Annotated in this window: 21 protein-coding genes; 11 read left to right on the top strand and 10 right to left on the bottom strand. The window is 60.7% G+C overall.

Annotated elements, in window-relative coordinates:
* Positions 1 to 66: 66 nt before the first annotated feature.
* The 3 genes from EN804_RS13075 to EN804_RS13065 are packed head-to-tail and all read right to left on the bottom strand — an operon-like array spanning position 67 to position 2,184.
* Positions 67 to 933 (bottom strand): 23S rRNA (adenine(2030)-N(6))-methyltransferase RlmJ, encoded by an 867-nt coding sequence (locus tag EN804_RS13075; RefSeq protein WP_135915348.1) that lies wholly within the window; start codon positions 931 to 933, stop codon positions 67 to 69.
* Positions 930 to 1,538 carry a hypothetical protein gene (locus tag EN804_RS13070; RefSeq protein WP_135919662.1) on the bottom strand — a complete coding sequence of 203 codons (609 nt, stop codon included), beginning with the start codon at positions 1,536 to 1,538 and terminating at the stop codon, positions 930 to 932. Before EN804_RS13070 ends, EN804_RS13075 begins: the two co-directional genes overlap by 4 nt.
* Positions 1,539 to 1,557: 19 nt before the next feature.
* Positions 1,558 to 2,184: a TetR/AcrR family transcriptional regulator gene (locus EN804_RS13065; RefSeq protein ID WP_246693424.1), complete on the bottom strand. Its 627-nt coding sequence runs from the start codon at positions 2,182 to 2,184 to the stop codon at positions 1,558 to 1,560.
* A gap of 137 nt (positions 2,185 to 2,321) precedes the next feature.
* Between EN804_RS13065 and EN804_RS13060 the strand changes: the two genes are divergently transcribed.
* Positions 2,322 to 2,789 carry a carboxymuconolactone decarboxylase family protein gene (locus EN804_RS13060; RefSeq protein ID WP_127279835.1) on the top strand — a complete coding sequence of 156 codons (468 nt, stop codon included), beginning with the start codon at positions 2,322 to 2,324 and terminating at the stop codon, positions 2,787 to 2,789.
* 769 nt (positions 2,790 to 3,558) lie between these two features.
* On the opposite strand, the gene EN804_RS13055 is transcribed toward EN804_RS13060, so the two are convergent.
* On the bottom strand, positions 3,559 to 3,783 hold the full coding sequence (locus EN804_RS13055) for a hypothetical protein (protein WP_135919658.1): 225 nt from the start codon (positions 3,781 to 3,783) through the stop codon (positions 3,559 to 3,561).
* A 65-nt stretch (positions 3,784 to 3,848) separates the two neighbouring features.
* Here EN804_RS13055 and EN804_RS13050 point away from each other — a divergent pair, with 65 nt between their 5' ends.
* Both EN804_RS13050 and galE read left to right on the top strand, forming a co-directional pair.
* Entirely contained in the window at positions 3,849 to 4,895 is a 1,047-nt protein-coding gene (locus EN804_RS13050) for a UDP-glucuronic acid decarboxylase family protein (protein ID WP_135919656.1), read from the top strand.
* Positions 4,892 to 5,917: a UDP-glucose 4-epimerase GalE gene (gene galE / locus EN804_RS13045; RefSeq protein WP_135919654.1), complete on the top strand. Its 1,026-nt coding sequence runs from the start codon at positions 4,892 to 4,894 to the stop codon at positions 5,915 to 5,917. The genes EN804_RS13050 and galE overlap by 4 nt, the downstream gene beginning before the upstream one ends.
* Before the next feature lies 1 nt (position 5,918).
* Here galE and EN804_RS13040 read toward each other — a convergent pair whose 3' ends face one another.
* Together EN804_RS13040 and EN804_RS13035 are read right to left on the bottom strand one after the other, a co-directional pair.
* On the bottom strand, positions 5,919 to 6,338 hold the full coding sequence (locus EN804_RS13040; protein WP_135919652.1) for a hypothetical protein: 420 nt from the start codon (positions 6,336 to 6,338) through the stop codon (positions 5,919 to 5,921).
* A 387-nt stretch (positions 6,339 to 6,725) separates the two neighbouring features.
* Entirely contained in the window at positions 6,726 to 7,334 is a 609-nt protein-coding gene (locus tag EN804_RS13035; RefSeq protein WP_189343620.1) for a DUF995 domain-containing protein, read from the bottom strand.
* Between the two features lie 194 nt (positions 7,335 to 7,528).
* Here EN804_RS13035 and EN804_RS13030 point away from each other — a divergent pair, with 194 nt between their 5' ends.
* From EN804_RS13030 to EN804_RS13020, 3 genes are all read left to right on the top strand, one after another.
* A complete protein-coding gene (locus EN804_RS13030) occupies positions 7,529 to 9,154 on the top strand; it encodes a glycosyltransferase family 39 protein (RefSeq protein ID WP_135883309.1) in 1,626 nt (541 codons plus the stop codon).
* Positions 9,155 to 9,338: 184 nt separating this feature from the next.
* Entirely contained in the window at positions 9,339 to 10,265 is a 927-nt protein-coding gene (locus EN804_RS13025; RefSeq protein ID WP_135919650.1) for a lysylphosphatidylglycerol synthase domain-containing protein, read from the top strand.
* 44 nt (positions 10,266 to 10,309) lie between these two features.
* A complete protein-coding gene (locus tag EN804_RS13020; protein ID WP_210212407.1) occupies positions 10,310 to 11,314 on the top strand; it encodes a glycosyltransferase family 2 protein in 1,005 nt (334 codons plus the stop codon).
* A 350-nt stretch (positions 11,315 to 11,664) separates the two neighbouring features.
* Here the strand turns inward: EN804_RS13020 and EN804_RS37990 are convergent, their stop codons facing one another.
* Both EN804_RS37990 and EN804_RS13010 read right to left on the bottom strand, forming a co-directional pair.
* Positions 11,665 to 11,925: a hypothetical protein gene (locus EN804_RS37990; RefSeq protein WP_245464269.1), complete on the bottom strand. Its 261-nt coding sequence runs from the start codon at positions 11,923 to 11,925 to the stop codon at positions 11,665 to 11,667.
* Between the two features lie 430 nt (positions 11,926 to 12,355).
* Positions 12,356 to 14,236: a cellulose synthase catalytic subunit gene (locus tag EN804_RS13010; protein ID WP_127276084.1), complete on the bottom strand. Its 1,881-nt coding sequence runs from the start codon at positions 14,234 to 14,236 to the stop codon at positions 12,356 to 12,358.
* 618 nt (positions 14,237 to 14,854) lie between these two features.
* On the opposite strand from EN804_RS13010, the gene EN804_RS13005 reads away from it, so the two are divergent.
* Both EN804_RS13005 and EN804_RS13000 read left to right on the top strand, forming a co-directional pair.
* Positions 14,855 to 15,778, top strand: a complete 924-nt coding sequence (locus EN804_RS13005) for a glycoside hydrolase family 26 protein (protein ID WP_127276083.1) — start codon at positions 14,855 to 14,857, stop codon at positions 15,776 to 15,778.
* 132 nt (positions 15,779 to 15,910) lie between these two features.
* Complete coding sequence (locus EN804_RS13000; protein ID WP_135863798.1) at positions 15,911 to 16,429, top strand: DUF995 domain-containing protein; 519 nt, start codon at positions 15,911 to 15,913, stop codon at positions 16,427 to 16,429.
* A 149-nt stretch (positions 16,430 to 16,578) separates the two neighbouring features.
* On the opposite strand, the gene EN804_RS12995 is transcribed toward EN804_RS13000, so the two are convergent.
* Both EN804_RS12995 and EN804_RS12990 read right to left on the bottom strand, forming a co-directional pair.
* Positions 16,579 to 17,028, bottom strand: a complete 450-nt coding sequence (locus EN804_RS12995; RefSeq protein ID WP_127276081.1) for a DNA polymerase III subunit chi — start codon at positions 17,026 to 17,028, stop codon at positions 16,579 to 16,581.
* Positions 17,029 to 17,037: 9 nt separating this feature from the next.
* Entirely contained in the window at positions 17,038 to 18,561 is a 1,524-nt protein-coding gene (locus EN804_RS12990) for a leucyl aminopeptidase (RefSeq protein ID WP_127276080.1), read from the bottom strand.
* Between the two features lie 364 nt (positions 18,562 to 18,925).
* Here EN804_RS12990 and lptF point away from each other — a divergent pair, with 364 nt between their 5' ends.
* Genes lptF through EN804_RS12975 form a run of 3 tightly spaced genes read left to right on the top strand, consistent with a single transcriptional unit; the run spans position 18,926 to position 23,654 of the window.
* Positions 18,926 to 20,128, top strand: a complete 1,203-nt coding sequence (lptF, locus tag EN804_RS12985; RefSeq protein WP_127276079.1) for an LPS export ABC transporter permease LptF — start codon at positions 18,926 to 18,928, stop codon at positions 20,126 to 20,128.
* On the top strand, positions 20,125 to 21,210 hold the full coding sequence (gene lptG / locus EN804_RS12980; protein WP_189343640.1) for an LPS export ABC transporter permease LptG: 1,086 nt from the start codon (positions 20,125 to 20,127) through the stop codon (positions 21,208 to 21,210). Before lptF ends, lptG begins: the two co-directional genes overlap by 4 nt.
* The gene (locus tag EN804_RS12975) at positions 21,210 to 23,654 is read left to right on the top strand and encodes an LPS-assembly protein LptD (RefSeq protein WP_189343619.1); all 2,445 of its coding nucleotides are present in this window, start codon (positions 21,210 to 21,212) and stop codon (positions 23,652 to 23,654) included. Before lptG ends, EN804_RS12975 begins: the two co-directional genes overlap by 1 nt.
* The last annotated feature ends 58 nt before the right edge of the window (positions 23,655 to 23,712 follow it).

Genomic DNA, 23,712 nt, shown 5'->3' with positions numbered 1-23,712 from the left:
TGGCGGCGGCGAAGTTCCCCAGAAGGCGGATCGTGCGGTCGTAACGAGCGCGGCGGTCGAAGGCGGCTATCCCGGCGGCGGGACCTGCTCGCCGGCCAGCCATTCCATCGACCAGTGCGCCGGTTTTGCCAGCGCAAGCAATCTGTGCAACGCCGGCAATACGGTTCTCAACTCACCTTCCAGCGTGAAGGGCGGATTGACCACCACCATGCCGGTGCCATCGAGACTGGGTTCCGACGAGGCCGGCCTGATCTCGAATTCTATGTCGAGGATTTTCGGGATGCCGGATTGCTTCAGCGCTTTCCTGAAGGCGATCACCGCCCTACGGTCCTTGATCGGATACCAGAGCGCGTAGATGCCGCTGGGCCAGCGCTTGTGCGCCTTCACCAGCCCGTCGACGAGGCGGCCGAACTCACCCTCTTCCTCGAAGGGCGGATCGATGAGCACCAGGCCGCGCTTTTCCTTCGGCGGCAGGTGCGCTCCGAGTGCAAGCCAGCCGTCAAGTTCCATCACCCTTGTCTGGAAATCGCCGGCGAACTCCGTCTTCAGCTTCGCGGCGTCTTTAGGGTGCAGTTCGATCGCCGACAACCGGTCCTGCTTGCGCAGGAGATTGCGCGCGAGCAACGGCGAGCCTGGATATTTCTTCACGCCGCCCTCTGGATTGAGTGAGCGCACCGCCGCCAGATAGGGCGCCAGCAGCGCCGCCGCCTTCGCGTCGAACGAGGTATCGATCAGCCTGCCGATGCCGCCCTGCCACTCACCGGTCTTTTGCGCTTCGAGTGACGACAGGTCGTAGCGGCCAATGCCGGCATGGGTGTCAACGACACGAAACGCCTTGTCCTTCTGCTTCAGATATTCGAGCAGGCGCGTCAGCACGACATGCTTGACGACATCGGCAAAATTGCCGGCGTGGTAGGCGTGGCGGTAGTTCACGTGGGACCCCTGCCCCAGCGTGGCGGCGGCTGCGAGTTCGGATTTTCCGGTCGTCCGCCACCGGAACGCAAGGACAGCAGGAAGCCGATCAAGCCGATCGCCATCAGCGAGAAGCCTATCGGCCGCGAGCGGCCGTCGATTTCCCCGACGCCGGAGCGCAAGACAAGGTCGACCGCTCGCATCGGTATGTCGTCGGCGTCGCCCGGGCCGACGGTGAAGACGTAGGCGCCAGGGTTGACAGTGGCAATCAGGCCAGCTTCGTCGCGAAAGATCTTGTCGGGCAGTTGCGGGCTGGCCTGGCGCGGATTGTCCACGTGGTTGAACTGCAGCGTCGAGGCAAGCACCGTGCGGCCATTGGTGGCCGCGGTCAGCGTCAACACCGTGCGCTGCTGCGAAACGATGCGTTCGGCCCTTGCCGTCAGGTCCACCAGCACCCGCACCGGCGCATCTCGACCTTTGAGCGATACGGTCAACGGCCTGAACCGGCCTTGCTCATAGACCCGCCAGGTGCCGATTTCGCGACCGGAAAAATTCGTCATCGCCCAGGGGTAGATGAGACCGATGCCGGTGCCGGCCAACAGGATCAGGACAAACAGAAAGCGCATTCAGGCGGTCACCTTGCAATCAAACCTTGCCGGACGGCTGGCTTGCATTCGCACCGTCGCGCAGGCGCTCCATTTCGTCCAGCACCATGTCGAGGCCGAGTTCGAATGTCTTGTCGAATTCGGCGGCACCAAAAAAGCGCCCGGCTGCCATGACATTTGGATAGTCCCTGGCCAATTGCTCGTCGCTGACCGTGTTCACCGCGGACGGGCCTCTGGAATAGCCCGCATTCTCGTCCAGCACCGCGCCCATCAGATAGTATCCGACGGTGCGGAACAGCCGCGCGCTGAGTTCAGTGCCGAAGCCGCCGTCCTTGAACAAGCCGATAATGCCGTTCAACCAGGCAAGGCAAGTCGGCGAGTTCATCCGATAGGTAACGATGAAACTGGAATAGGCGGGATGGTCGCGGCCGATGCGGCGAAAATCCTCAATGGCGATGCGCATTCTTTGCCGCCAGGGAAGGCTGGCGTCGGGGATTTCGAGCGCACCGATCAGCCGGTCGACCAGCGCTTCGTGCAGATGCGCCACTGAGGGAAAGTGATGGTAGATGCTCATCGCCTCGCAGCCGAGCGCAGCGGCGAGCTTGCGCATCGAAAAGCCGGAAAGCCCCTCCCTCTCGATCACCTCGAAAGCCGCGTCCTCGATCATTTCGCGGGACAGACGCCCGCGTGCTCTCTTTTTCTTGATTGATTGATCCATTAGCGCAGGCTTGACAGCTTACAGTGTAAGGTTCATTTTCACGATCACCTTACATCGTAAGGCTAGCAAAGGCCAGAGGAGAAACCATGTCGTACCATCGCATCGTCAAATCCATACAGTCTTCGTCCCATCGTGCTTTCCTGTTCGCCGCCGCCTGCGTGCTGTCGCTCGGCACCGGGCTGGCCCGGGCCGACGACTATGACGCCACCCTCAAGGACATACAGTCGACCATGGGCGGTGTACCGAGCTTTGTGAAACAGTTTCCCAAAACCGGTCTGCCCGGTGCCTGGGCCGAGGTCAAGGCCATCGAACTCAGCGACAAGACGGCACTACCGCCCAAGGTCAAGTCGCTGATCTCCCTGGCCGTGGCGGCACAGATCCCTTGCACCTACTGCATCTGGTCGGACACGCAGGACGCCAAGCGAGCCGGCGCAACCGACGAGGAGATCCAGGAGGCCGTGGCGATGGCGGCGCTGACCCGCCACTGGAGCACGATCTTCAACGGCATGCAGGTCGATTTCGACACATTCAAGAAGGAAATGGGCGGGCAGTAAGCCCGCTGGCAAGCCTGGCCTGCTTCAAGAGAGATCCATCACACTCGACAAAAGGGCTGGGATGGCCCGCAGCGAAGCGGGCCATCGTCAGCCTCGGCCATTTTCCGGCTCGCACACCAGGGCTGCGTTCAACCCGAATGCGTGATCGCGCAATAGACAAGAGCCTGCTAAACCCTCAAATGCCATTGCCGAGATAGCCGGCATTCCACTATAAATTCGACGCGCCTGAAACGGGAATGTCGCCTCGCATCTTTACGGATGAGGGACCTCGAATGCACAGAGATCACGGGCGGCCCCGACGAAAAGAAATCGGGATTAAACCTTGTTCCCGCGGGCCGATTTTGCCTTCTAATTTTGACTGTTGGTCTGCCCTGCGCCACTGCCAGCTGCGATGCGGATTCCATTCACAAAGCGATACTGGCAAGGTTTTCACAACCGAATGTTTACGTCTGCAGCCCGAGCGGATTTGGGCAACAATCTCATTGCAACCTGAAGATTTGAATCGTTCTGAACCTTCTTCATTCGGGTAGTTCTCCGGGGCTGCGCATCCCAGTGCCTCACGAGGGCACTTCCCGGCATTCCTCGATATCAAGCTTTTTGATGGCGCGCCCGAGAACAGCTCGCCGTGGCATGTGGAATCTCTTCGCGGTCGAGCCAATATGCTGATTCAAAATGAGGAACCGCGCCCACGGCCACCTGCACGCGACTAGCGGGCGTGCCGCCTCATGATTAACCATTGGCAAACACAATTGGTTAAGAAATCGCTAATTTAGTTGACTGGAATTTCCACAGGTATATTTTCAATTCGTTGGGATGTGCAATTTGGGCGAGCAATCGGCGATGATGGCACCAAGCGCGTGATCGCGATCTCGGGGCGCATGGACAGCTGAACGGCAGCATAGAAGCCGCGCGGCAGTGGCTCCGCAAACTCAGAAAATGACAAGCGCGCATCAATGATGGCGATCCGCGGATGCGGAGGATTGCCGCGTTTCAAGAACGTGGCCGGGCAGTGCTTTGCCCCGGCCCGACGGGTAGTGTTGCGGTGCGTAGGAGGACTGAATGAGTAAGGTCGTAAAGGTTCTGAAACTTGGTTCCAGGAACGACCAAGAGGGCAACGGCAAGGGCCACAACCGAAGCCGGGCTCTGGTCGCCGGGGGCGCTGGCTTCCTGGGATCGCACCTGTGCGAACGTCTTTTGCAGGACGGATACGACGTCGTCGCGGTGGACAATTTCCATACCGGCAAAAGATACAATCTCAATGCGCTGCTGCACGATCCGAGATTCAGCTGCATCGAGCACGACATCGTCGATCCATTGACCTTGGACCTCCGGTTCGACGAGATCTACAATCTCGCCTGCCCCGCTTCTCCGCCACACTACCAGGCAGATCCGATCCATACCTTCAAGACGAGCGTGCTTGGCGCGCTGAACCTGTTGGAACTGGCGCGTCGCAACAACGCCAAGATATTCCAGGCCTCCACGTCCGAGGTCTACGGCGATCCCTTCGTGCACCCGCAACCCGAAAGCTATTTCGGCAATGTCAACACGCACGGACCGCGGTCCTGCTATGATGAAGGCAAACGCTCGGCCGAAACCCTGTTCTTCGACTATTCGAGGACATATGGCCTCGATATTCGCGTTGCCCGCATCTTCAACACCTACGGCCGCCGCATGCAGCCCGACGACGGGCGCGTCGTCTCGAACTTCATCGTCCAGGCGTTGCGCGGCGAAGACCTGACCGTCTATGGCAGCGGCTTGCAGACCCGTTCCTTCTGCTACGCCGACGACCTGATCGAGGGCTTCATGCGGCTGATGAACGCGCCGAGTGCCCCTACCCACCCGGTCAACCTCGGCAATCCCGGCGAATTCACCATCATGGAACTCGCGACGCTGGTTGTCGGCTACACCAATTCCAGGTCGAAGATCGTGCATCGGCCACTGCCGGTCGACGATCCCAGACAGCGCAAACCGGACATTTCCTTTGCCAGGAACAATCTCGGTTGGGAGCCGAGGATCAATCTGGCCCAAGGGCTCGCGCATACCATCGACTATTTCGATGCCCTGCTCTACGGAAGGCGGCTGGCCAAGGGTGTCGCGGCTTCATGACCGGGAAGGCAATCCTGGTAACAGGGGGGGCCGGCTTCATTGGCAGCCACACCTGCAAACTGCTTGCCGCCGCCGGTTACCTGCCTGTGGCTTTCGACAATCTATCCCGCGGCAACGAGAAGTCCGTCGCCTGGGGTCCGCTTGTCGTCGGCGATATCCGGGACAGTGCTGCAATGCAGGCGGCGATCGCCACGTACCGGCCGACCGCTGTCATCCACTTCGCGGCGCTGGCCTATGTTGGCGAGTCCGTCCAGCAGCCGGCCGAATACTATTCGACCAATGTGATGGGCACCATCGCCGTGCTCGATGCCGCACGCGCGCACGCCATTGAAAACATCATTTTCTCCAGCAGTTGCGCAACCTACGGCGTGCCGGAAGCATTGCCCGTTCGCGAGAGTTCGTCGCAAAATCCGATCAGCCCTTATGGCCGTACCAAGCTGATGGGCGAACAGATCATCGGCGACTATGCGTCCGCATACGGAATGAAGTTTGCCATCCTGCGCTACTTCAATGCCTGCGGGGCCGATCCCGACGGGGAACTCGGTGAGTGGCATTCGCCGGAGACGCATCTGGTCCCCAGGGTGCTGATGGCGGCGTCGGGCATCATCGATGAAATCGAGGTCTTCGGCACCGATTATGAGACGCCGGACGGGACTTGCGTGCGCGACTATATCCATGTCAGCGACCTGGCTCGCGCCCACCTGAAAGCCCTCCAACACCTGGAGGGCGGAGGACAAAGCCTGGCGGTCAACCTCGGCACCGGACGAGGCGTATCCATCAGGGAGATTGTCCAGGCGGTCAGCCGGGTGACGTCAAGACCGGTCCCGGCTGTCTTCAGAGCCCGGCGCCCGGGGGACCCGGCTGAACTCTATGCCGATCCGAGCAAGGCGCGCGCGCATCTTGGCTTTGTGCCTGAGCTTTCCGACATCGACACGATCGTCAGGACAGCTGCCCCATTCTTCGGGCTGCGGACGAAACCGGAGACACTGCCGCCAAGCAAGGCGGCAGCATCTGCCCGATAGATCACAGAGAGCGGGCGCGGCAACTGGCGCGCTGGCCAAATCCGCTGGGACTGCAGACATAGGGCGAACCGCCCGAGAACGTACCGCCATCGACGGGATTGAAAGCGACCTTCACAGGTCCCAACGTTGGGGTTGTAACCGGCGGCGGTGCAAAAGCGTAAGTTCTTTCAGTGGTCCGTGTGGTGCTTGTCATCAGGACCTGGGGCTCGGCCCTGAGCGACTGCACAACATATCCACCTTGGAATGGCTGGACTGGAGGCCTGCTCTGGACCGGGTGCACGGCCGGCGTGATGATGACGGAACCGGTATTGGTCGCATCCATGACCTGACACCCTGCAACCAGGGAGGTCACCGCCACCACAACAATAGAGAGGGCTTTCTTGCTTGGGCGAAATACGCCCGCTGCGGAATTGTTCGCCATGTGTCCCTTGCCTTTGAGTAAAGCCAGGACGCGTTGCGACGCCTGCGCCGCCTCACGTCGTTTCAGTGACCACTCGCACATCACACAAGAATATTAGACATCACTAATTATTAAATTTCATGAAAGCCGTATGGTGGTGTACCCATCGTCTCGTCGTTCTGTCAGAGAGGAATCGAATGCGACCATTTGGCGGTCGGTGCGACGGCAATTCCCGCCGGACTGCTCCGCGCTTTTATAAGCGATTCGCAAGCTTCTTCACAGGCCCGGCAAAAGCAGCCTGCCTGACTCCGACACGCCGCACACGCCGTCACCGATGCCATATGGGGACGCGCCAACGGAGCCAGGAACGGCGTTTCCCGTCATGCCGTGGGCCCAGCCTGGCCAGCCTTAATTCTTGGAATCGACCAACTTACGGGCCTCTTCAAACTGAGCGGCCTTGGTATCACCAGGTTCGAATTTTCGGTGTTCGTCGGAGGGATCCTCGGGAGTTCGTTTGAAACTGTACCATTCCCCGTCCGGATCCTTGCGCTGCTCGATGGTTCCATCCTTGATCTGATGGCTATAGCAGGTACGCTGCTGTTTGCCCTTGTAGCTCTTGGATCGCCAGGCGACATCCATGCACATCTTGCCGTCCTTGGTCACCAGCCACCTGCCCTCGGCGACAGAGGCTGAATCCTGCCCCGACGTCCAGGCCTCGAGGCGTCGATTGCCCCGTGCGAAATAGGCCGCTCCGTTTTTCCACACCCATGTGCGATCGGCATACAGAAGCTGCAACTCATAGGGGGTTGGCACAGTGGCACTGTCCGCTTTTGCAGGTGCGCCGTCTTTGGCGGCGGCCGCGTGGGTCGCTCCCGCGAGGGCCACCTGACCGCAGAAGGCGAACAGAAACAGCAGCGGCGTGAAACTTGCAGTCCGACGAGGTTCGTTGTGTGGCCGATGGTCGACGCCAAGCGGCGGCAAGCTGGTCGGAGCTATCGGTACAATCGGCGTTGGCATGTCTGTATTGTGGCCCAAGGCAGCGCTGTCGGCGCGACAGGCCTGTGAACTATTTAACAGCCGCGGGAGCTGCGATGTCAACTTTCGCGACGCCCGCTTTCGCCAAAATTAAGGATTGCGTCGTATACTCCTTCACCTTTGACAATCGCGTGTAAAAGCAACATCCGCAGACGTCAGAGAGGATGCGGTTTCAAATGGGCGCCGACCCGGAACTAAATCAGGCCGAGGTTCAGCAATACCCGCGGCAGCCGACTGCTTGGGGCTCGGCTGCTCGCAATTACCTCAACCTCGACACGGCTATCTTGCTGGGGATCCTGTTCATCGCGATCGTGTTCAGGTTCCACAACATAACCTTGCCGCTGGTCGACGTCTTCAGCTGGCGCGAGACAAGCACAGCAATGATGGCCGACAATTTTCAACAGCGCAGCTGGAATATCTTCTTCCCTGAGGTCAGTTGGACCGGGCCCGGGCCGAGTTATCAGGGCCGCGAGTTCCAGATCGTCAGCTATCTGACCGCCCTGCTCTACCAACTCTTCGGCTGGCACGACTGGTTTGGCCGCATGGTTGCGGCCTTCTTCGGCCTGGTCACGGTGTTTTCGCTGCACAGGTTGACGGCGCTATGCTGGGGCGAAACGCATGCCCATGCGGCGGCGCTTGCCTATGCGCTGATGCCGGCAGCGATCATGATCGACAGCTCGTTTCTTCCAGATCCGTCGATGTTGGCCCTGGTGACAACAGGCGTCTGGCTTTTCGCGAGGTACTGGGCCGGCGGCAGCAGCTGGCTTTTGCCGGTTGCCACCGTCAGTTTCTCGCTCGGAGTGCTGGCGAAACCGCCGGGGCTCGCCGCCGGCGCCGTCATTTTCTACCTGATGGTTTGCTGGATTGTCGAGAAGAAGCGAAAGCAAGCGACCAGGGTGTTCCTGTCAGGGCTTTTGAGCCTGGCCATCATCGCCGCATATTTCAGCTGGGCGATCTATCTCGGCCGAACCTATCCGCCATTTCATGTCGCGGGCAGCGGTTATATCTGGGATTCCGGTTTCTGGACATTCTTCAAGGAGAGCTTCTACTTCAAATCGGTGTGGAACACCTCGGTTTGGTGGTTCTACGGCTATCCGTTCATGGTGCTGATCGCGGTGGGCTTCTGGATGCCGCCCCCCGCCGAAAACCAGAAACAACGTACACTTTCGGCCATTCCTTATGTTTGGCTGGTGGCGGCCATGGCCGTCTATCTGGCGGCGGCGCGCGAGATCACCAGCAATCCCTGGAATTACCACATCTTCCATGTCCCGTTGGCGATGTTCTGCGGCCGAGGAGCACTGGTCCTGGCAACGCTGCCATGGGGCAACGCTCCGTCGCCGGCCATGGTCCTGCGCTCGATCTGTATCGTGGCCGTGACGCTCGTGTGGTCGACCTTTCCCCTCGTCAAGACAATGAAGAAGCCGGTTGCCATCAATGGCAAGCTGCTCGGCGAGGAACTGGCGAGATTGGCACAACCGGGTGACCTCGTCGTCGCAATAGCGCCCGAGGTCGGCGATCCAGTGGCTGTCTACTACAGCAGGGCGCGCGGCTGGGTGTTCCCGCCCGGCGGCGGCGATGTCGAATGGTCGAAATTCGTCGCGGACGACGACACCGCGATCGCGCAGCTCGAGGAGTTGCGCGCGCAAGGCGCAGATCTGTTCGGCGCGGCCAAGAACGCCGCCGACAAGCAAGACCTGCTGTTCGTCGAGCATCATGACGGGGTCATCGACTATCTGGACAAGACCGGAACCAAGCTTGTGGATTCCGATGATTTGCTGGTCTATAGGATCACCCGCCCTTGAGAGCCGCGACGGTTGGGGGCCGTGGGTTTTGGACATGCTCCCAGCAGTCGACGGCTCCGCATTTCGTCCGCGGGAGTTCGGCAAGGCGGTGGGCCAGGCGCCGAGTCCGGTTGACGCCATGGGCATCCGGGCACCACGCATTGCCGCCGCCCGGACGAGGCGGCGAAAACCAGCGGAGAATTGGTTGAAAAGAGCAATCTCGATAGTCGCGACGCTGGCCCTGCTGGTCTGGCTCGCCAGCGACTCGCGCTGGAGGACGGTCGGCGACGCCTTCGACCGCGTCACGCCCGGGACGCTCGCGGTGGCGACGCTCGCTTTTTTCGTCACCTATGTCTTGCGAACGCTGCGCGTCTGCGACGAGTTCCGCGACGAGGTGCAAGGCCGTTTCGGCGCCTGCCTGCGCGTTATCCTGATCCACAACGCGATGATCAACGTCGTCCCTTTCCGCGGCGGCGAGACGGCTTTTCCTCTGCTCCTGCGCCAGATCTTCGGCGTACCGCTCATGCGCGCCAGCGCCTCGCTGCTGTGGTTCAGGCTGCAGGATGCATTCGTCGTCGGCGTGCTGGCGTTGGCGGTGTGGCCAGGCCTGCATCCGGCGATCAGGGTCGCGGGCGTGGCCGTCCTGGTCGCTGTGGCATGGTACCTGCCGCGCTGGGCGCGCGCGCCGCATGACTGGGCCGGGCGCGGCAAGATCGTAGCCAAGCTCGGCTTGCTTCGCGACATCTTCACCGAGGCGACGGGGCGCTCGCGCTACGGCTGGTGGTGGACGATCGCCAACTGGTCGCTGAAGCTCGCCGTGCAGGGATGGCTGCTGGCGCTGATACTTGGCACATCGTTCACCACCGCCTTTCCAGGCGTCGTCGGCGCCGAAGGCGCCGCGATATTGCCGGTGCAAGGCGTCGCCGGTTTCGGCACCTACGAAGCGGCGGCGGCGGCGGCGCTGCTGACTTCCGGAATTGCGATGAAGAGCGGCTTGCAGGCGGCGCTGGCATTGCACCTCTTCATCCTTTGCTCAGCTGTCGTCACGGGCGCGATTGCCTGGCTGTTTCCCTCGAAATCGACGCTGCCGGGGAACCCGGCCGCCGGATCTGCAAGGAAGCCATCCCTATGACCGTATTACCTATCCCTGCTTCGGGACTGCCCGACGGCGCGGTGATGCCGGACCATACGCTGTCCATCGTCGTGCCCATGTATAACGAGGCCGAAAACGTCGAGCCGCTGCTGGCGCGGATTCACCAGGCCATGGAACATTATGGCCAGCCATGGGAGGTCGTGCTGGTCGATGACGGCAGCACCGACGCGACCGTGAGCGAGATCAGGCGCCTGGCGGCGCAATACGGCCCGCATGTGCATTCGGTCGAGCTGGTGCGCAACTACAAGCAGACCGCCGCCATGCAGGCCGGCATAGACGCGGCACGCGGCGACGTCATCGCCACGATCGACGGCGACCTGCAGAACGATCCCTACGACATTCCGCGCATGGTCTACCGCTTGCTGAGCGAGGATCTCGACCTGGTGGTCGGCTGGCGCAAGGATCGCCAGGAAGGGTTTTTTATGCGCCGGCTCCCCTCGCGCATCGCCAACGCGTTGATCGCGCGTGTCACCGGCGTGCGCCTCAAGGATTATGGCTGCAGCCTCAAGGTCTATCGCGGCACCGTCATCCGCAGCGTCAAGCTCTATGGCGAGATGCACCGCTTCATCCCGGCATGGCTGGCCACGGTGACGACCCCACGACGCATCGCACAAGAGGTGGTGACGCATCACGCCCGCATTCACGGTCAGTCCAAATACGGGATTTCGCGCACCTTCAGGGTCGTGCTCGATCTGGTGTTCATGTATTTTTTCATGCGCTATCGCACCCGGCCCGGTCATTTCTTCGGTGGTATCGGCATCGTGCTCGGCGCGCTGGGTTCGCTGATCCTTGCCTATCTGCTTTGTCTGAAGGTGTTTTTCGAGGAAGCCATCGGAACACGGCCGATGCTGTTCACCGGCTTCTTCCTGCTGATCGCCGGGGTGCAGATGGTGACGTCGGGCGTGCTGGCGGAAATGCTGGCACGCGTCTATCACGAAGCGAACGGATCGTCGGCCTACGTCGCGCGGCCGCGGTCGGCGCCGGAAGACAATGATAGCGGCTGGCACCGCCCCGCCCGTTTGTCGTGACGTGATCGGAATACCGGACAGGGATTTCGGTTTCAGGCGGAAAGTGCCGATCGAGGGACAGAATGGCAGCGTCCGCCGATTGCCATCGCCAGGAATGGCGGCCGCGGGCAAGAGGTCAGGCGCAATCCCTCGCCAACCTCTTGCCCTCGGCTCGCGCCCCCCGCGAGGAACGGAGCGGCGGCTGCATAAGTCAAATCACGCCGCCACTTCCAGGTCTGACGCTCTAGAACGGTTCACAGTTTCAAAGAGGACGCCGAACCAATCCATCTCTTTGTTCCAGGCGGTTTCGCAAGGGCAAGCGCTACGCGCTTGTCCCGGGAAAACCGTTACACACTGTTCCCGTAATTGCTTCAGTACCGCGAACGGCAGCTGGCGCGCTGGCCAAAGCCGCTCGGGCCGCAAATCCAGGGAGAGTGACCGAGCAACGGTCCGCTATTGCCCAAACTGTAGGAAACCTTCACGGGCGCCGTCTTGCCGATCCGCTGCGGCCGGACGAAAGCCGCATAGGCCTCCTCTCTCGTGCGTGTCACGCTGGTGATCCGCGTGAGCGATTTGCGATCGACCAGATGCAACCGTTTCTTCTGGACGTAGTGAGCCTTCTGGCCAAGCATATGAGCCTCCGGCCTGGTGCTGATCGAGCCGGTCTTGGTCGCATCCATACTCTGACAACCGGACACCATCGAGATCAATGCAACAGCTGCGAATGCACAGGCATATTTCTTGCCGATCCTTGGCCCATTTCCAATATATGTTTTCATCGACGTCCCCTGCAAAAACATAAGCCACTGGAGCGCGGGGATATATTGTCGGTTATTTTGTGTTCCGCGCCACGCTAGCAGCCTCACGCCGCTCGCATCATGATCTTATATTAGGGGATACTTATTAAGAATCGCGCAAGCGACATGATGAGCACGGTCTGTCCGCACTCGATCGGATATTATTAAAACTGAATCTATTGAGACTGCGCCGCGGTTGCGCGGACGGCCGCCGGCTCACAAGGCGAATGTTCCGGGAAGCGTTGTCGCGCGCGCCTCTTCAACGTCAGCGCGGCGTTTCCCAACCCGGATCGAAGTAGAAATTGCGGGCACCGATGTTACCCTGGCCGGCGCCCGAAATCACATAGGCTATGCGCACGATGCGCAAGCCGCCGGCGCCCTGCTGCAATCCGTAGACGCCTTCCATGCCGCGATCGTAGAAGCCCACGGCCGGCACGGCGAGCGCCAGCACGGCGAGCGAGGCCTGCAAGGTCATCTTCGCGGCATTGGCACGCAACGGGATCTTGTTCTCGATGACGTGTCTTGAAACGATCACCACCACCAAAAGCCCATAGAGGAATGCATTGAACGCCGCGAACCAGAAAAAGCCGGTCGCGTCGAAAGGGTGCTCAATTATCAACACGGGCAGTGCCGCGCCGATGGCCAGCGCCACATAGGGAACGAAGGCGCGGACCGGCAACAGGCTTTTGGGACCGCTGCCCTTGGGGGTGACACGGAAATCGACGAAGGATTTGGTCAGATAATCGCGCAGCGACGATAGCGTGCCGGCCAGTACCCAAGGCCAGCGTGCGAAGAAAAGAAACAGCGTGCCTTCCCAGCTTATCGTCTTGGCCGTCAGCGGCCGAGAGAGGCCGAATGCCTTCAGCATCATGACCAGGCCCACCAGAGCAACGGCGTTGGGCAGATAGTGAAGAAGGAAGTCGGCATACATGACGTTGGCGAAGTTGCGCCCGGTGAAGAGCGCATACATCGGCATGACGTACATCAGCAATGCGAAGATGGCGAACAGTGGATACCAGAGCTGGCAGAACAGGAACTGAAACTTCAGCCTCCAGGGCAATTTGGGAAAATATGTGGGCGAGTATTCGAGCAGGATCGTCATCAGGCTGCGCGACCACTGGAATTCTTGGGTGACGAGATCGGCAAAGGTCTGCGGGCCGTCGCCATGGGCGATGGCGTCGAGCGCATGCACGCCGCGCCACCCGGCGGCGTTGATCAGCATCGAGGTGGAGTGATCCTCGGCCAACTCCGGACCGAGACCGCCCGCCTGCCTCAGTGCCTTGGTTCGAACGGCATAGTGCGAGCCGATGCAAAGCGGCGCGCCGCCACCGGTATGGCCGGACTGCAAGGGCCCGTGAAACATCCCTTCTGGAAACAGCCGGCCACGCGCTGCCCAGCTTTCGGCGGCGTTGTTGTCGCAGATGCTCGGCGCCGAGACATAGCCGACCGCCGGATCGGCGAAAGGATAAAGGATTTCCCTGAGATAGGTTGGCGTCGGCCTGTGATCGGCATCCATCTGGGCGACGAAATCGTAGCGCTCATAACCGTAGTGGTCATAGAAGAACGCCAGGTTGCCCTCCTTGCAACGGGTGCGGCGCGGCCAAGTCTTGCGGTGGTAGTCTTCCCTTCCGCGCCGCGTCGAAATGAACACGCCGTGGGCATCGCACCAGCGAACCGTCTCCTCGGACGGGTCCTCGTCGGCCAGCCAGGTGTCATGCGGATAGTCCTGCGTAAGCATTGCTTCCAAGGTGCGCGCAACCACGGCGAACGGTTCGGACGGCGCCTTGGTCACCACCATGGCGACCCGCGAGCGCTTCGGGATGCTGGCAAGCTTGGATGGCTTCCTCGAAGCGTGCACGTTGAGCAGGAAATACATCGGCATCAAGGTCAGCCAGGCCAGCACCAGCGTCGCAAAGATGTATGACCCGAGGTATCCGATATGGTCCGGCTTCAGCCACCAGATCCAGAAAAAGCCGAGAGTGACGAACCAGGAAGCCAGGCCGAGCCGCAGGATCCACTGCCGGACCGGAGACAATATGGGCACCAGGAAAGGAACCTGCGCCGCGGCGTTGGCGTGCATCCTCCCACGCGGCCGGGTCGGCCTGGTCTTGGGACTGATGATCCCTGCGTCCGCGGAAACACTCATACAACTACCGCCGCCACTCCGAGCATCAGCCGAACGACGGCCGACACGCTTTTCAGGTCGGCTTCAGAATCCCTCCACATCTCATTAGAGTCAACTAAATTAACCGATCCTTAACTAGCTTTCTTGAGAACTGGTTAACCTAACGCCTTTGAATCGCAGCAAGTATTCCGCCGAAGAGTCGCCGTCGACCCATGCCGGAATGATGAACCGCACTTTTTTGCGCTTTGGAGAATTCGCCGGGGTCAAGGCGATCTGGAGGCTGCACCGCCGCGCAGCGTTAACCATTTTGCGAGCGCCAAGGTTAACCGATCGTTAATTGTTCTTGACTCTTGGTCCGGTCCGGCTCTTAAATTAGTCAGGGATGATATATCGGAATATTGACGCGAATTTGTGAGTATCGCGGCGAACTTTCTCTCTGAAGCTCCTCAGTGTCGGCGCCTTGAGAGATAATTTGGGTGGCCCCTTGCACAGGTTGGCACACCCGCCAATGGTCGCTCCGAAATCCCGCAGATTCCGCCAATAGACCCGATCGGTGTTGGGTAGTCGTGTCGATCAGGCATCGATGCGGCGGGCGAAGCCTTGGCTTCCATGGGAAGCTAAGGCCATAGGAGGTCAACGATGAAACACTCCGCAGCAAATGTACTTGTAGTCGCGCTGGCTTTGGGCGGAAGTGCCGCGTTTCCTTCCGCGGGAGGCGCCGGTTCCGCCCCCGCGACAGACCCCGTCCAGACGAGCAGCGCCGCGTCGGCATTCGGCTCGTACGATCCGTATGGCGATTTCACCAATGACAAGACCGCCAGCATCGAGGAACTGTTCCTGCCTTGGGAAGATGTCGATCTATCGACGCTGCCTCTGGCAGACACCTATGCCCAGGAGCGCGGTCGCTCGCTGTTGATCACGATCGAGCCGTGGACCTGGTCGAAGGACTGGCGCATCACGCCGCCCGAACTGCGTGACGGCATATTGGGCGGCAGGTATGATGCCAATATGCAGGCGATCTGTGGCCTGGTGGGACAGATGAAAAGCCCGGTAACCATTCGCTGGGCGCAGGAAATGGAAGACAAGAACGGCCGCTTCACCTGGGCCAACTGGGCTCCCAAGGACTGGATCTCAGCTTACAAGCGCGAAGTCGATATCTGCCGCAAGGCGGCCCCCGCGGCCAAATACATGTGGTCGCCCAAAGGTGAAGAAGGCCTGGAAAAATACTACCCCGGTGACGACTATGTCGACGTGATCGGCCTGTCGGTGTTCGGCCTGCAGAAAAAGGACAATGACGAGGCCGGTCGCGACCGTACGTTCGCCGAGATGCTGAAACCCGGCTATGACCGCGTGGCGGGTTTCAACAAGCCGATCGTGGTGGCGGAACTCGGCTATGTCGGCAAGCAGGACTATGTTTCGAAGTGGCAGGACGATTCCCGCAAGTCCTATGCGGAGTTCCCGGCGCTCACGTCCGTTGTCTACTTCAACCAGAAAGAAGTGTGGCCGTGGCTGGGGGGCTATGGTCTGCCCGATTGGAGGGTGACCCAGCACGTCCTGCCGTAGACGCATCGTTCGATGCGTCCCGACACGATCGGGATGGATCTCCATCTTTCTTGTTTGATTGGCATCCATGCCGGACCAGTGTTTCGGCATGATGGTTGAGGCGTGGCGTGAATCAGTCTGTGGAGTAGTTCCGTGAAACGAGTGCTGGGTAATTGTGTCGGAGCGGCGTTCGCCTGCTCCGTTCTTGTTCTTGCCTTACAGGTCCCTGCGACAGCCGAGACAGCGACCAAAATCGCCGAGCAGGCGCAAAAGGGCGCCGTGGTGCCCGACGAAGGCGTCTACCAAATCTATCAGAACCATTCGTGGATGTGGGGCAATCACGGGGCCGCGTTCTTTGCCGTCAGGCAGCGGCAATTCAACGCCTGGTCGACCGAAAAGGGCCAGCCGGGCTATGGCGACGGGACATGGTTCATCCCCGGCGGCGGCAAGTTGTGCTACCGCGCGCAATGGCACGGCGCCTGGGGCGTGAAGGGCTCCATGACCTGCTTCGAGCATCGCCAGACCGGCAAGGCGATCTACAAGCGCAAATCGCCTGATGGCGAATGGTACGTTTTCAGGAGCCCGCATCGGAACCGCTCGGACGAGTTCATGAAATTGAAATACGGCGACTACGTCACCAGGAAACAGAACCGAATCAAGGCAAGACTCTAGAACTGTCATCCGCGACGCTGGGCTGGAGATGCTCATCGTTTCGGGGAAACGCCGAACGGCTCCAGCCCTTGGTTCTTACGCACCTCCCTATGGAGTGCGCTACGCGCTTTCCCTGGATAGGTGCACAGTTTTCCTGGAATTGCTCTAAACTAGGCCTTGCGTTCCCAGCGGCGGTCTGACGTCTGCTGCCAGTAGGTCACGGCGTGGCCCGCGTCCTTCATCGTCTTCCAATGCGCCCGGGCCATCTCGACCTGGGCCGCGTCATGGCCATCGAACAGGAAAACCGCACGCTCGTAACCGCCGAGGTCGGGCGGGGCGGCGCCGTCGACCAGGAACCTGATTTTGGCCTCGTTGGGGTTGCCGGCGCCGGTGGTCAGCAGGATTGGCTGTTCAGTTGGGTAGGCTTCGCGATCGGTCGCGTGCGCCAGGAAGGAATCATCGCGGAAAGTCCACAGATGCTGGTCGAGCGCGTCTCGCCGTTCCTCGGTGCCGGTCTGCACCACGGCGCGCCAGCCGCGATCGACGCTGCGCTCGAGCAGCCCCGGAAGCGCATCCTCCAGGGTCGATTCGGTCAGATGGTAGAACAGCACATCGGCCATGGATCGACGTCAGCTTTCGTAGTGATCACGCACCAGCCGGTCCAGCAGCCGTACGCCGAAACCCGAACCCCACGACTGGTTGATCTCGTTCAATGGCGAGCCCATCGCGGTACCGGCAATGTCGAGATGTGCCCAGGGCGTGTCCTTGACGAAGCGCTGCAGGAACTGCGCGGCGATGATCGCGCCGCCGTAGCGGCCACCGATGTTCTTCATGTCGGCATTCTTGGAATCGATCAGCTTGTCGTATTCGGCGCCGAGCGGCATGCGCCACAGCCGTTCCTGCGTTGACTGTCCGGCCGCGGTCAGCCTTTGCGCCAGTTCGTCGTTGTTGGAGAACAGGCCCGCATAATGCAGGCCGAGCGCAACCATGATGGCGCCGGTCAGCGTCGCCAGGTTGACCATGAATTTCGGCTGGAAGCGGTCGTTGCAGTACCACAGCGCGTCGGCCAGGACGAGGCGCCCCTCCGCGTCGGTGTTGAGCACCTCGATGGTCTGTCCCGACATCGAGGTGACGATGTCGCCCGGGCGCTGCGCATAACCGTCGACCGCGTTTTCGACAAGACCGATGATGCCGACGACATTGGCCTTGGCTTTGCGCGCGGCGAGCGCGTGCATCAACCCGGTCACGGCGGCAGCGCCACCCATGTCGCCCTTCATGTCCTCCATGCCGGACGCCGGCTTGATCGAATTGCCGCCGGTGTCGAACGTAACGCCCTTGCCGACGAAGGCGACCGGGCTGTCCTTGGGCTTGCCGCCGTTCCATTGCATGACCGCCATACGGGCGCCACGCGGCGAGCCCTGCGCGACACCGAGCAGCGAGCCCATGCCGAGCTTCTTCATCTCCTTTTCGGCCAGGATCTCGACCTTGACGCCAAGCGCCTCGAGTTCCTTGGCGCGGGCGGCGAATTCGACTGGTCCCAGCACGTTTGCCGGTTCGTTGACCAGATCGCGCGCCAGAAGCACACCGTCGATCACCGCCTCGGCATCGGCGAAGGCTTTCTTGGCGCCCACCGGATCGGCGGTATGGATGGTCACCTTGACCGGCTTTTTCGGATCGGCCTTGCCGCTGCCCTGGCCGTCGTCCTTATCCTTCCTGGTCTTGTACTTGTCGAAGGAATAGCCGCGCAAGAGAATGCCGGCCGCAAGGTTCGCGGCGTCCTTGCCATCGGGCGAGGCACCGGCCAGGTCGAGCACCACGGCCACGTCGGTTGCCTTGCGCAGCGATGCCGCAATGGTGCCGCCGAGCTTCAGCCAGGCATACTCGTCGAGCCCCGACACCCTGCCTGCGCCGACCGCGACCAACCTGTCGAGCGATGTTGCCTCCGGCGCCAGGATTTCGACAGCGCCGGCGAACTTGCCGGTAAATTCGGCGACCGGGAAAGCCCGATCCAGCGTCTTGCCCGGATCGTAAGCCCTGGCCATATCGCTCAGGCCACCGTCATCCGCCGACAGCACGAAGACCGTGCCCTTTCTGTTCGCCGCCGTCTGGGGCGCGGCGAATTTTGCAAAGGCGATCGACGGTCTCGGGTTCATCATGTCCTGCTTTCGGGGATTGCGCGATGATGCGCGAAGCGGTTTGAAGCGATCCGCGACATTTGGTCGTTTTCCGGCATTTGGCAAGACTTTGCCAAAATGGCTACCCATATGAGACATGGAATCGATGGCGATTCGTCGCGGAACGGCTCCGCTTCATGCCGCAACCTGTTGTTAACCATCGATGTTCGTCCTTTCTTATCCATTGCCGCCGACACTCCGGCCTACTGCGGCACGCGACGTGGGACGGGAACCGGATCGCCTGCCTAATGCAGCCCAACGGAGCCAGTTGTGCGGGCGTCGCCGGACAGCTACCCTTAGCGTGGTGGCATGATGCCGTTCGAGAAAATCGAGTAAAGCCTTCATGAAGGTCGTTGAACGCTACATCATGCGCCGCACTTTCGTGGTCTTCCTGGCAGCACTGGTCTGGACGCTGGCCATCGTGTGGACGACGCAGGTGTTGGCCAAGATCAACCTGGTCACCGACAGCGGTCAGTCAGCTTTGACCTTCTTCGAGGTCGCGTCCCTTATTCTCCCCTCCATCGTTCCGATCGTCGTGCCTTTCGCGCTCGTGGTGGCGGTCGCCCAGACGCTCAGTGTGATGAATTCGGATTCGGAACTCGCGGTGGTCAATGCATCGGGAGCCTCACGATGGACCATCGTGCGGCCGATCATGCTGCTGGCGCTGGCCGCCAGCGTCTTTTCGTTCGCCGTGGACAACGGCATCGACCCCTATGCACGACAGAAGAACCGCGCCCTGGTGGCGGAGTCGCGCGCCGACCTTTTGTCGCTGATCATCCAGGAAGGCACCTTCCGCAAGATCGAGGACGGACTGTTCCTGCAGATTGGCGAGCGGCTTCCCGACAACCGGCTGGGTGGCATCTTCGTCGCCGATTCGCGCGAGGAAGGCGTCAATCTCGTCTATTATGCCAAGACCGGCAGCATCATCGAACGCGGCGGCGAAAAGGTGCTGATGATGAATGATGGCGTCATCCATCGCAAAACGCTGACGGGCGACCTCAGTGTCATCCGGTTCACGTCCTATGCCTTCGACATGTCGGCCTTCATGTCGGCGGCCAACCAGGTGACGCTCCTGCCAAAGGACCAGACCACCCAATACCTGCTCAATCCAAGTCCTAACGACAAGAATTACCAGCAAAGTCCCCAGGAGTACCGGGCCGAGGTCGACCAGCGGTTTTCGGAATGGACCTACTCCATGGTTTTTGCGCTGATCGCGCTCGCGGTGGCGGGAGACGCGCGTTCGCATCGCGAGGCGCGCGTCAATCCGCTGATCACCGCCATCGCGATATCGCTGTTCGTGCGCTGGCTGGGTTTCTTCGCCGCCAGCAAGGCCGATGAGGTCCCGCAATATGCCTACATGGTCTATGGCGTGCCGATCGTGGCTTCCGCGGTGGCGATCTGGTTCATCGTATCGAACCGGACCATGGAACTGCCGGTTGCCTGGGCGGACTGGATGACAAACCTGGCCAGCCGAATCGGTGATGGCTGGAATGCCCTCAAATTGCGTCTCTCCAGGCGCGACACCTCAGGCCAGGGGGTCGGCTGATGGGCTGGACTCTGGGTCGATATTTCTTCTTCCGCTACGTGGCGATCACGATCTGGTTCTTCCTCGGCCTTCTGGCACTGGTATTCCTTATCGATTTCACCGAACTGTCCGGCCGCACCACCGGCCTGCCAGGGTTCACCTATGGCACGGCGATGGCCATTTCCGGCCTTCGAATGCCCATGATCATGCTGCAGACGGTGCCGTTTGTCGGCTTGTTCTCGGCGATGGCGACGCTGGTTTCGCTCAACCGGCGGTACGAACTTGTCATCGCGCGGTCCGCGGGCGTTTCCGCCTGGCAGTTCCTTTTGCCGTGCTGCATCGGCGCACTGCTGTTCGGCGCCGTCTCGGTCGGAATCATCAACCCGCTCGCCGCGCACGCCTTCTCCTTGTCCGAACAGATCGAGACGCAGCTGCGCTCCGGCAAATCCAACACGGTTTCGGCCGACGCCGCTCCCTGGATTCGCCAGAAAACCAGTTCCGGCGATACTATCATCGGCGCGCGGGCCATCCTCGACCAGGGTCTGGAGATGGCCGACGCGGTCTTTTTCATCCTCGACCAGCAAGGCAATATCGTCGAGCGCAAGGATGCGGCGCGTGCTTACCTGCGCGACGGTTATTGGGAATTGCAGGATGTGAAGATCTTCAGGAACGGCACCATCCAGCCCGTCGCGAACGATCGTGTGCCGACCAATCTGAAGCCGGAATTCGTGCAGGAGCGGCTGGCACGCCCGGAGACAATTCCCTTCTATGACCTGCCCGGAAAAATCGAGGTTGCCCGTTCCTTCGGCCTCAAGGCAAATGCCTTTGCCATGCAGTTTGATTCGCTGGTGGCGTTGCCGTTTCTCCTCGTCGCCATGACGCTGATTGCGGCAACAGTTTCAATGCGATTTGCGCGAATGGGGCAGTCGGCAACGATGATTCTGGGTGGCGTCGTTGCCGGGTTTCTGCTTTATGTCGTTTCGGTGCTGGTGAAGGCGTTCGGCGTGGCGGGGTTCGTGCCGACTGCCATAGCCGCCTGGGTGCCGGTCGTGGTAGCTATGTTCTTCGGGGTGACTTTCCTGCTATACAAGGAAGACGGCTAGTGAGGGAGGCGTTTTTGCCCAGCGACAGGCAGGCCCGTTTGGCGCGCCTCTATGCGGCGAGCGCCTTGGCGTGCCTGGTCGCCTGCGGCGTCCCGCTGCCGGCGTTCGCGCAGGATGTCGGCAACATGGCGACCACGGTTCCGTCCGGCTCGCAGATGCTGCTCGCCGCCGACACGCTGGAATACAACAACGACAACCAGACGGTGACCGCCATCGGCGGCGTGCAGATCGACTATGGCGGCAACCGCCTCGTCGCCCAGAAGGTCGTGTACAACCGCAACACCAAGCGAATGGTTGCCAGCGGCAATGTCGAGATCGTCAACAGCGACGGCACCAAGATCAATTCGCAGCACATCGACATCACCGACGATTTCGCAGACGGCTTCGTCAACGCGCTGCGCGTTGAAACCGTCGACAAGGCCTATTTCGCCGCCGAAAGCGCCGAACGCATGGGCGGCGTGCTGACCACCTTCCACAATGGTGTCTACACTGCCTGCGAACCATGCGAAGACAAGCCCGACAAGGCGCCGACATGGCGCGTCAAAGCCAGAAAGATCATCTGGAACGGCGAGAAGAAGACGGTTCGCTTCGAGAACGCGAATTTCGAGTTCTTCGGGTTTCCGCTGGCCTACTTGCCGGCGTTCGAGATCGCCGACCCGACGGTGAAGCGCAAGAGCGGCTTCCTGATCCCCAGTATCGGCTACAACAGTCACTTGGGGTACAGCGTCAAGATCCCCTACTATTTCGCCCTTTCGCCGACATATGACCTGACGGTGACCGGAAGCGGCTACACCAAGCAGGGCTTCCTCGGCGAAGCCGAATGGCGCCAGCGCTTCAACAATGGCGAATACACTTTCAAGATCGCCGGCATTCAGCAGCAGGATCCGGACGCCTTCATCGACGGCGCGGCATTCCCCTCGACCGCTGGTCACAATATCGATTCCGGCGCGGTGGGCGATCCGAACAAGTTCCGCGGCATGATGGGCACGCAGGGGCAGTTCGCGATCAACGAACGCTGGAATTTCGGCTGGGACGTGTTGCTGCAGACCGACAAGAACTTCTCCAACACCTACAACATCGCCAAGTACAATGCCTACGTTCACCAGTCGTCCGTCTACCTGACCGGCCTTAATGACCGTAATTATTTCGACGTGCGCGCCATGCATTTCGAGGTCCAGGAAGATACGCCCAACGAAAATGCCGCGGCGCGAAGCGGCCAGCAGCCTTGGGTGCTGCCCTCGCTCGACTATGCCTATATCCCCGACACATCGGTCGCCGGCGGCCAGTTGTCGTTCAACGTAAATACGCGAGTCATTCGCCGCGAAGATCTTGACGAAGCTTTCAACACGCCATACGATTCTGCCACGCCGGCACAGCGTGTCCGTGGCATAGAGGGCGAGTCTGGCAGACTCACCACCGAAGCCGAATGGAAGCGGACATTCGTTACCGATGATGGGCTGGTATTGACACCACTGCTGGCATTCCAGGGCGATGTTGACTACGTCCGCGCGTCATCGGCTTCGCTCGCGGCCATTCAGGAGATGGCCGCCAACCCTGACATACATACCAGCGAAGACATGCGCTCGTCCTTCGCACGCTACATGGCGACCGCCGGGCTCGAGATGAGCTGGCCGCTGTTGTTCTCGCTGGCCAGCGGGTCGAGCCACGTTGTCGAGCCGATGGCTCAGGTGTTCCTGCGCCCGAACGAACAGTATGTCGGCGGCCTCTCCATTCCGAACGAAGACGCTCAAAGTATGGTTTTCGATGCAACCACGCTGTTCGAACGCGACAAGTTCTCCGGTTACGACCGCATCGAGGGCGGCTCGCGTGCCAATGTCGGCCTGCGCTATTCCGGCTCCTACATCAACGGCTGGGGCACCAATGCGATCTTCGGCCAGTCCTATCAGATTGGCGGCGAAAACTCCTTTGCGGCACCCGATCTGGTCAATGTCGGCGCAAATTCAGGGCTTGAGACGACCAAGTCCGACTATGTCGGCCTGTTTGGCATAACCAGCCCCAATGGCTTCGCGGCCTCCGTCAGCGGCCGTTTCGACGAACAGAGCTTCGAGATCCGCCGCGCCGAGCTGAAAGCTGCTTATTCCGGCCTGCCGGTGTCGTTGAGCGCCAAGTATGCCTTCATCCAGGCCCAGCCGCTCTATGGGTTCACGACCGACCGTCACGAGGTCACGCTCGGCGCATCGACACATCTTGCCGAGAACTGGCGCGTGTTCGGAACAGGAACCTACGATTTGCAGGAGGGCCTGCTGGTCAAGGACGGGGTGGGCTTCGCCTACAACGATTCCTGCTTCACCTATCTGATGACGTACGCGCAGTCGCGTGACCTGAACACCAGGGAAGTGACGCAGAGCATCGGATTCAACCTGTCGTTCCGCACCCTCGGCGACTTCGGCTCGTCGACCAACGCAATCGACACCATCCAATAAGCGGCGACATCGTTTCGCCGCATAGGGCTGGCACGGATTCGCGTATCCGGAAGGGGAC

It is taken from the genome of Mesorhizobium sp. M8A.F.Ca.ET.161.01.1.1, from assembly GCF_004792105.1.
Taxonomy (GTDB): domain Bacteria; phylum Pseudomonadota; class Alphaproteobacteria; order Rhizobiales; family Rhizobiaceae; genus Mesorhizobium.
The sequence above is the reverse complement of the archived record's forward strand: the minus strand, read 5'-3'. Positions and strand labels throughout refer to the sequence as shown.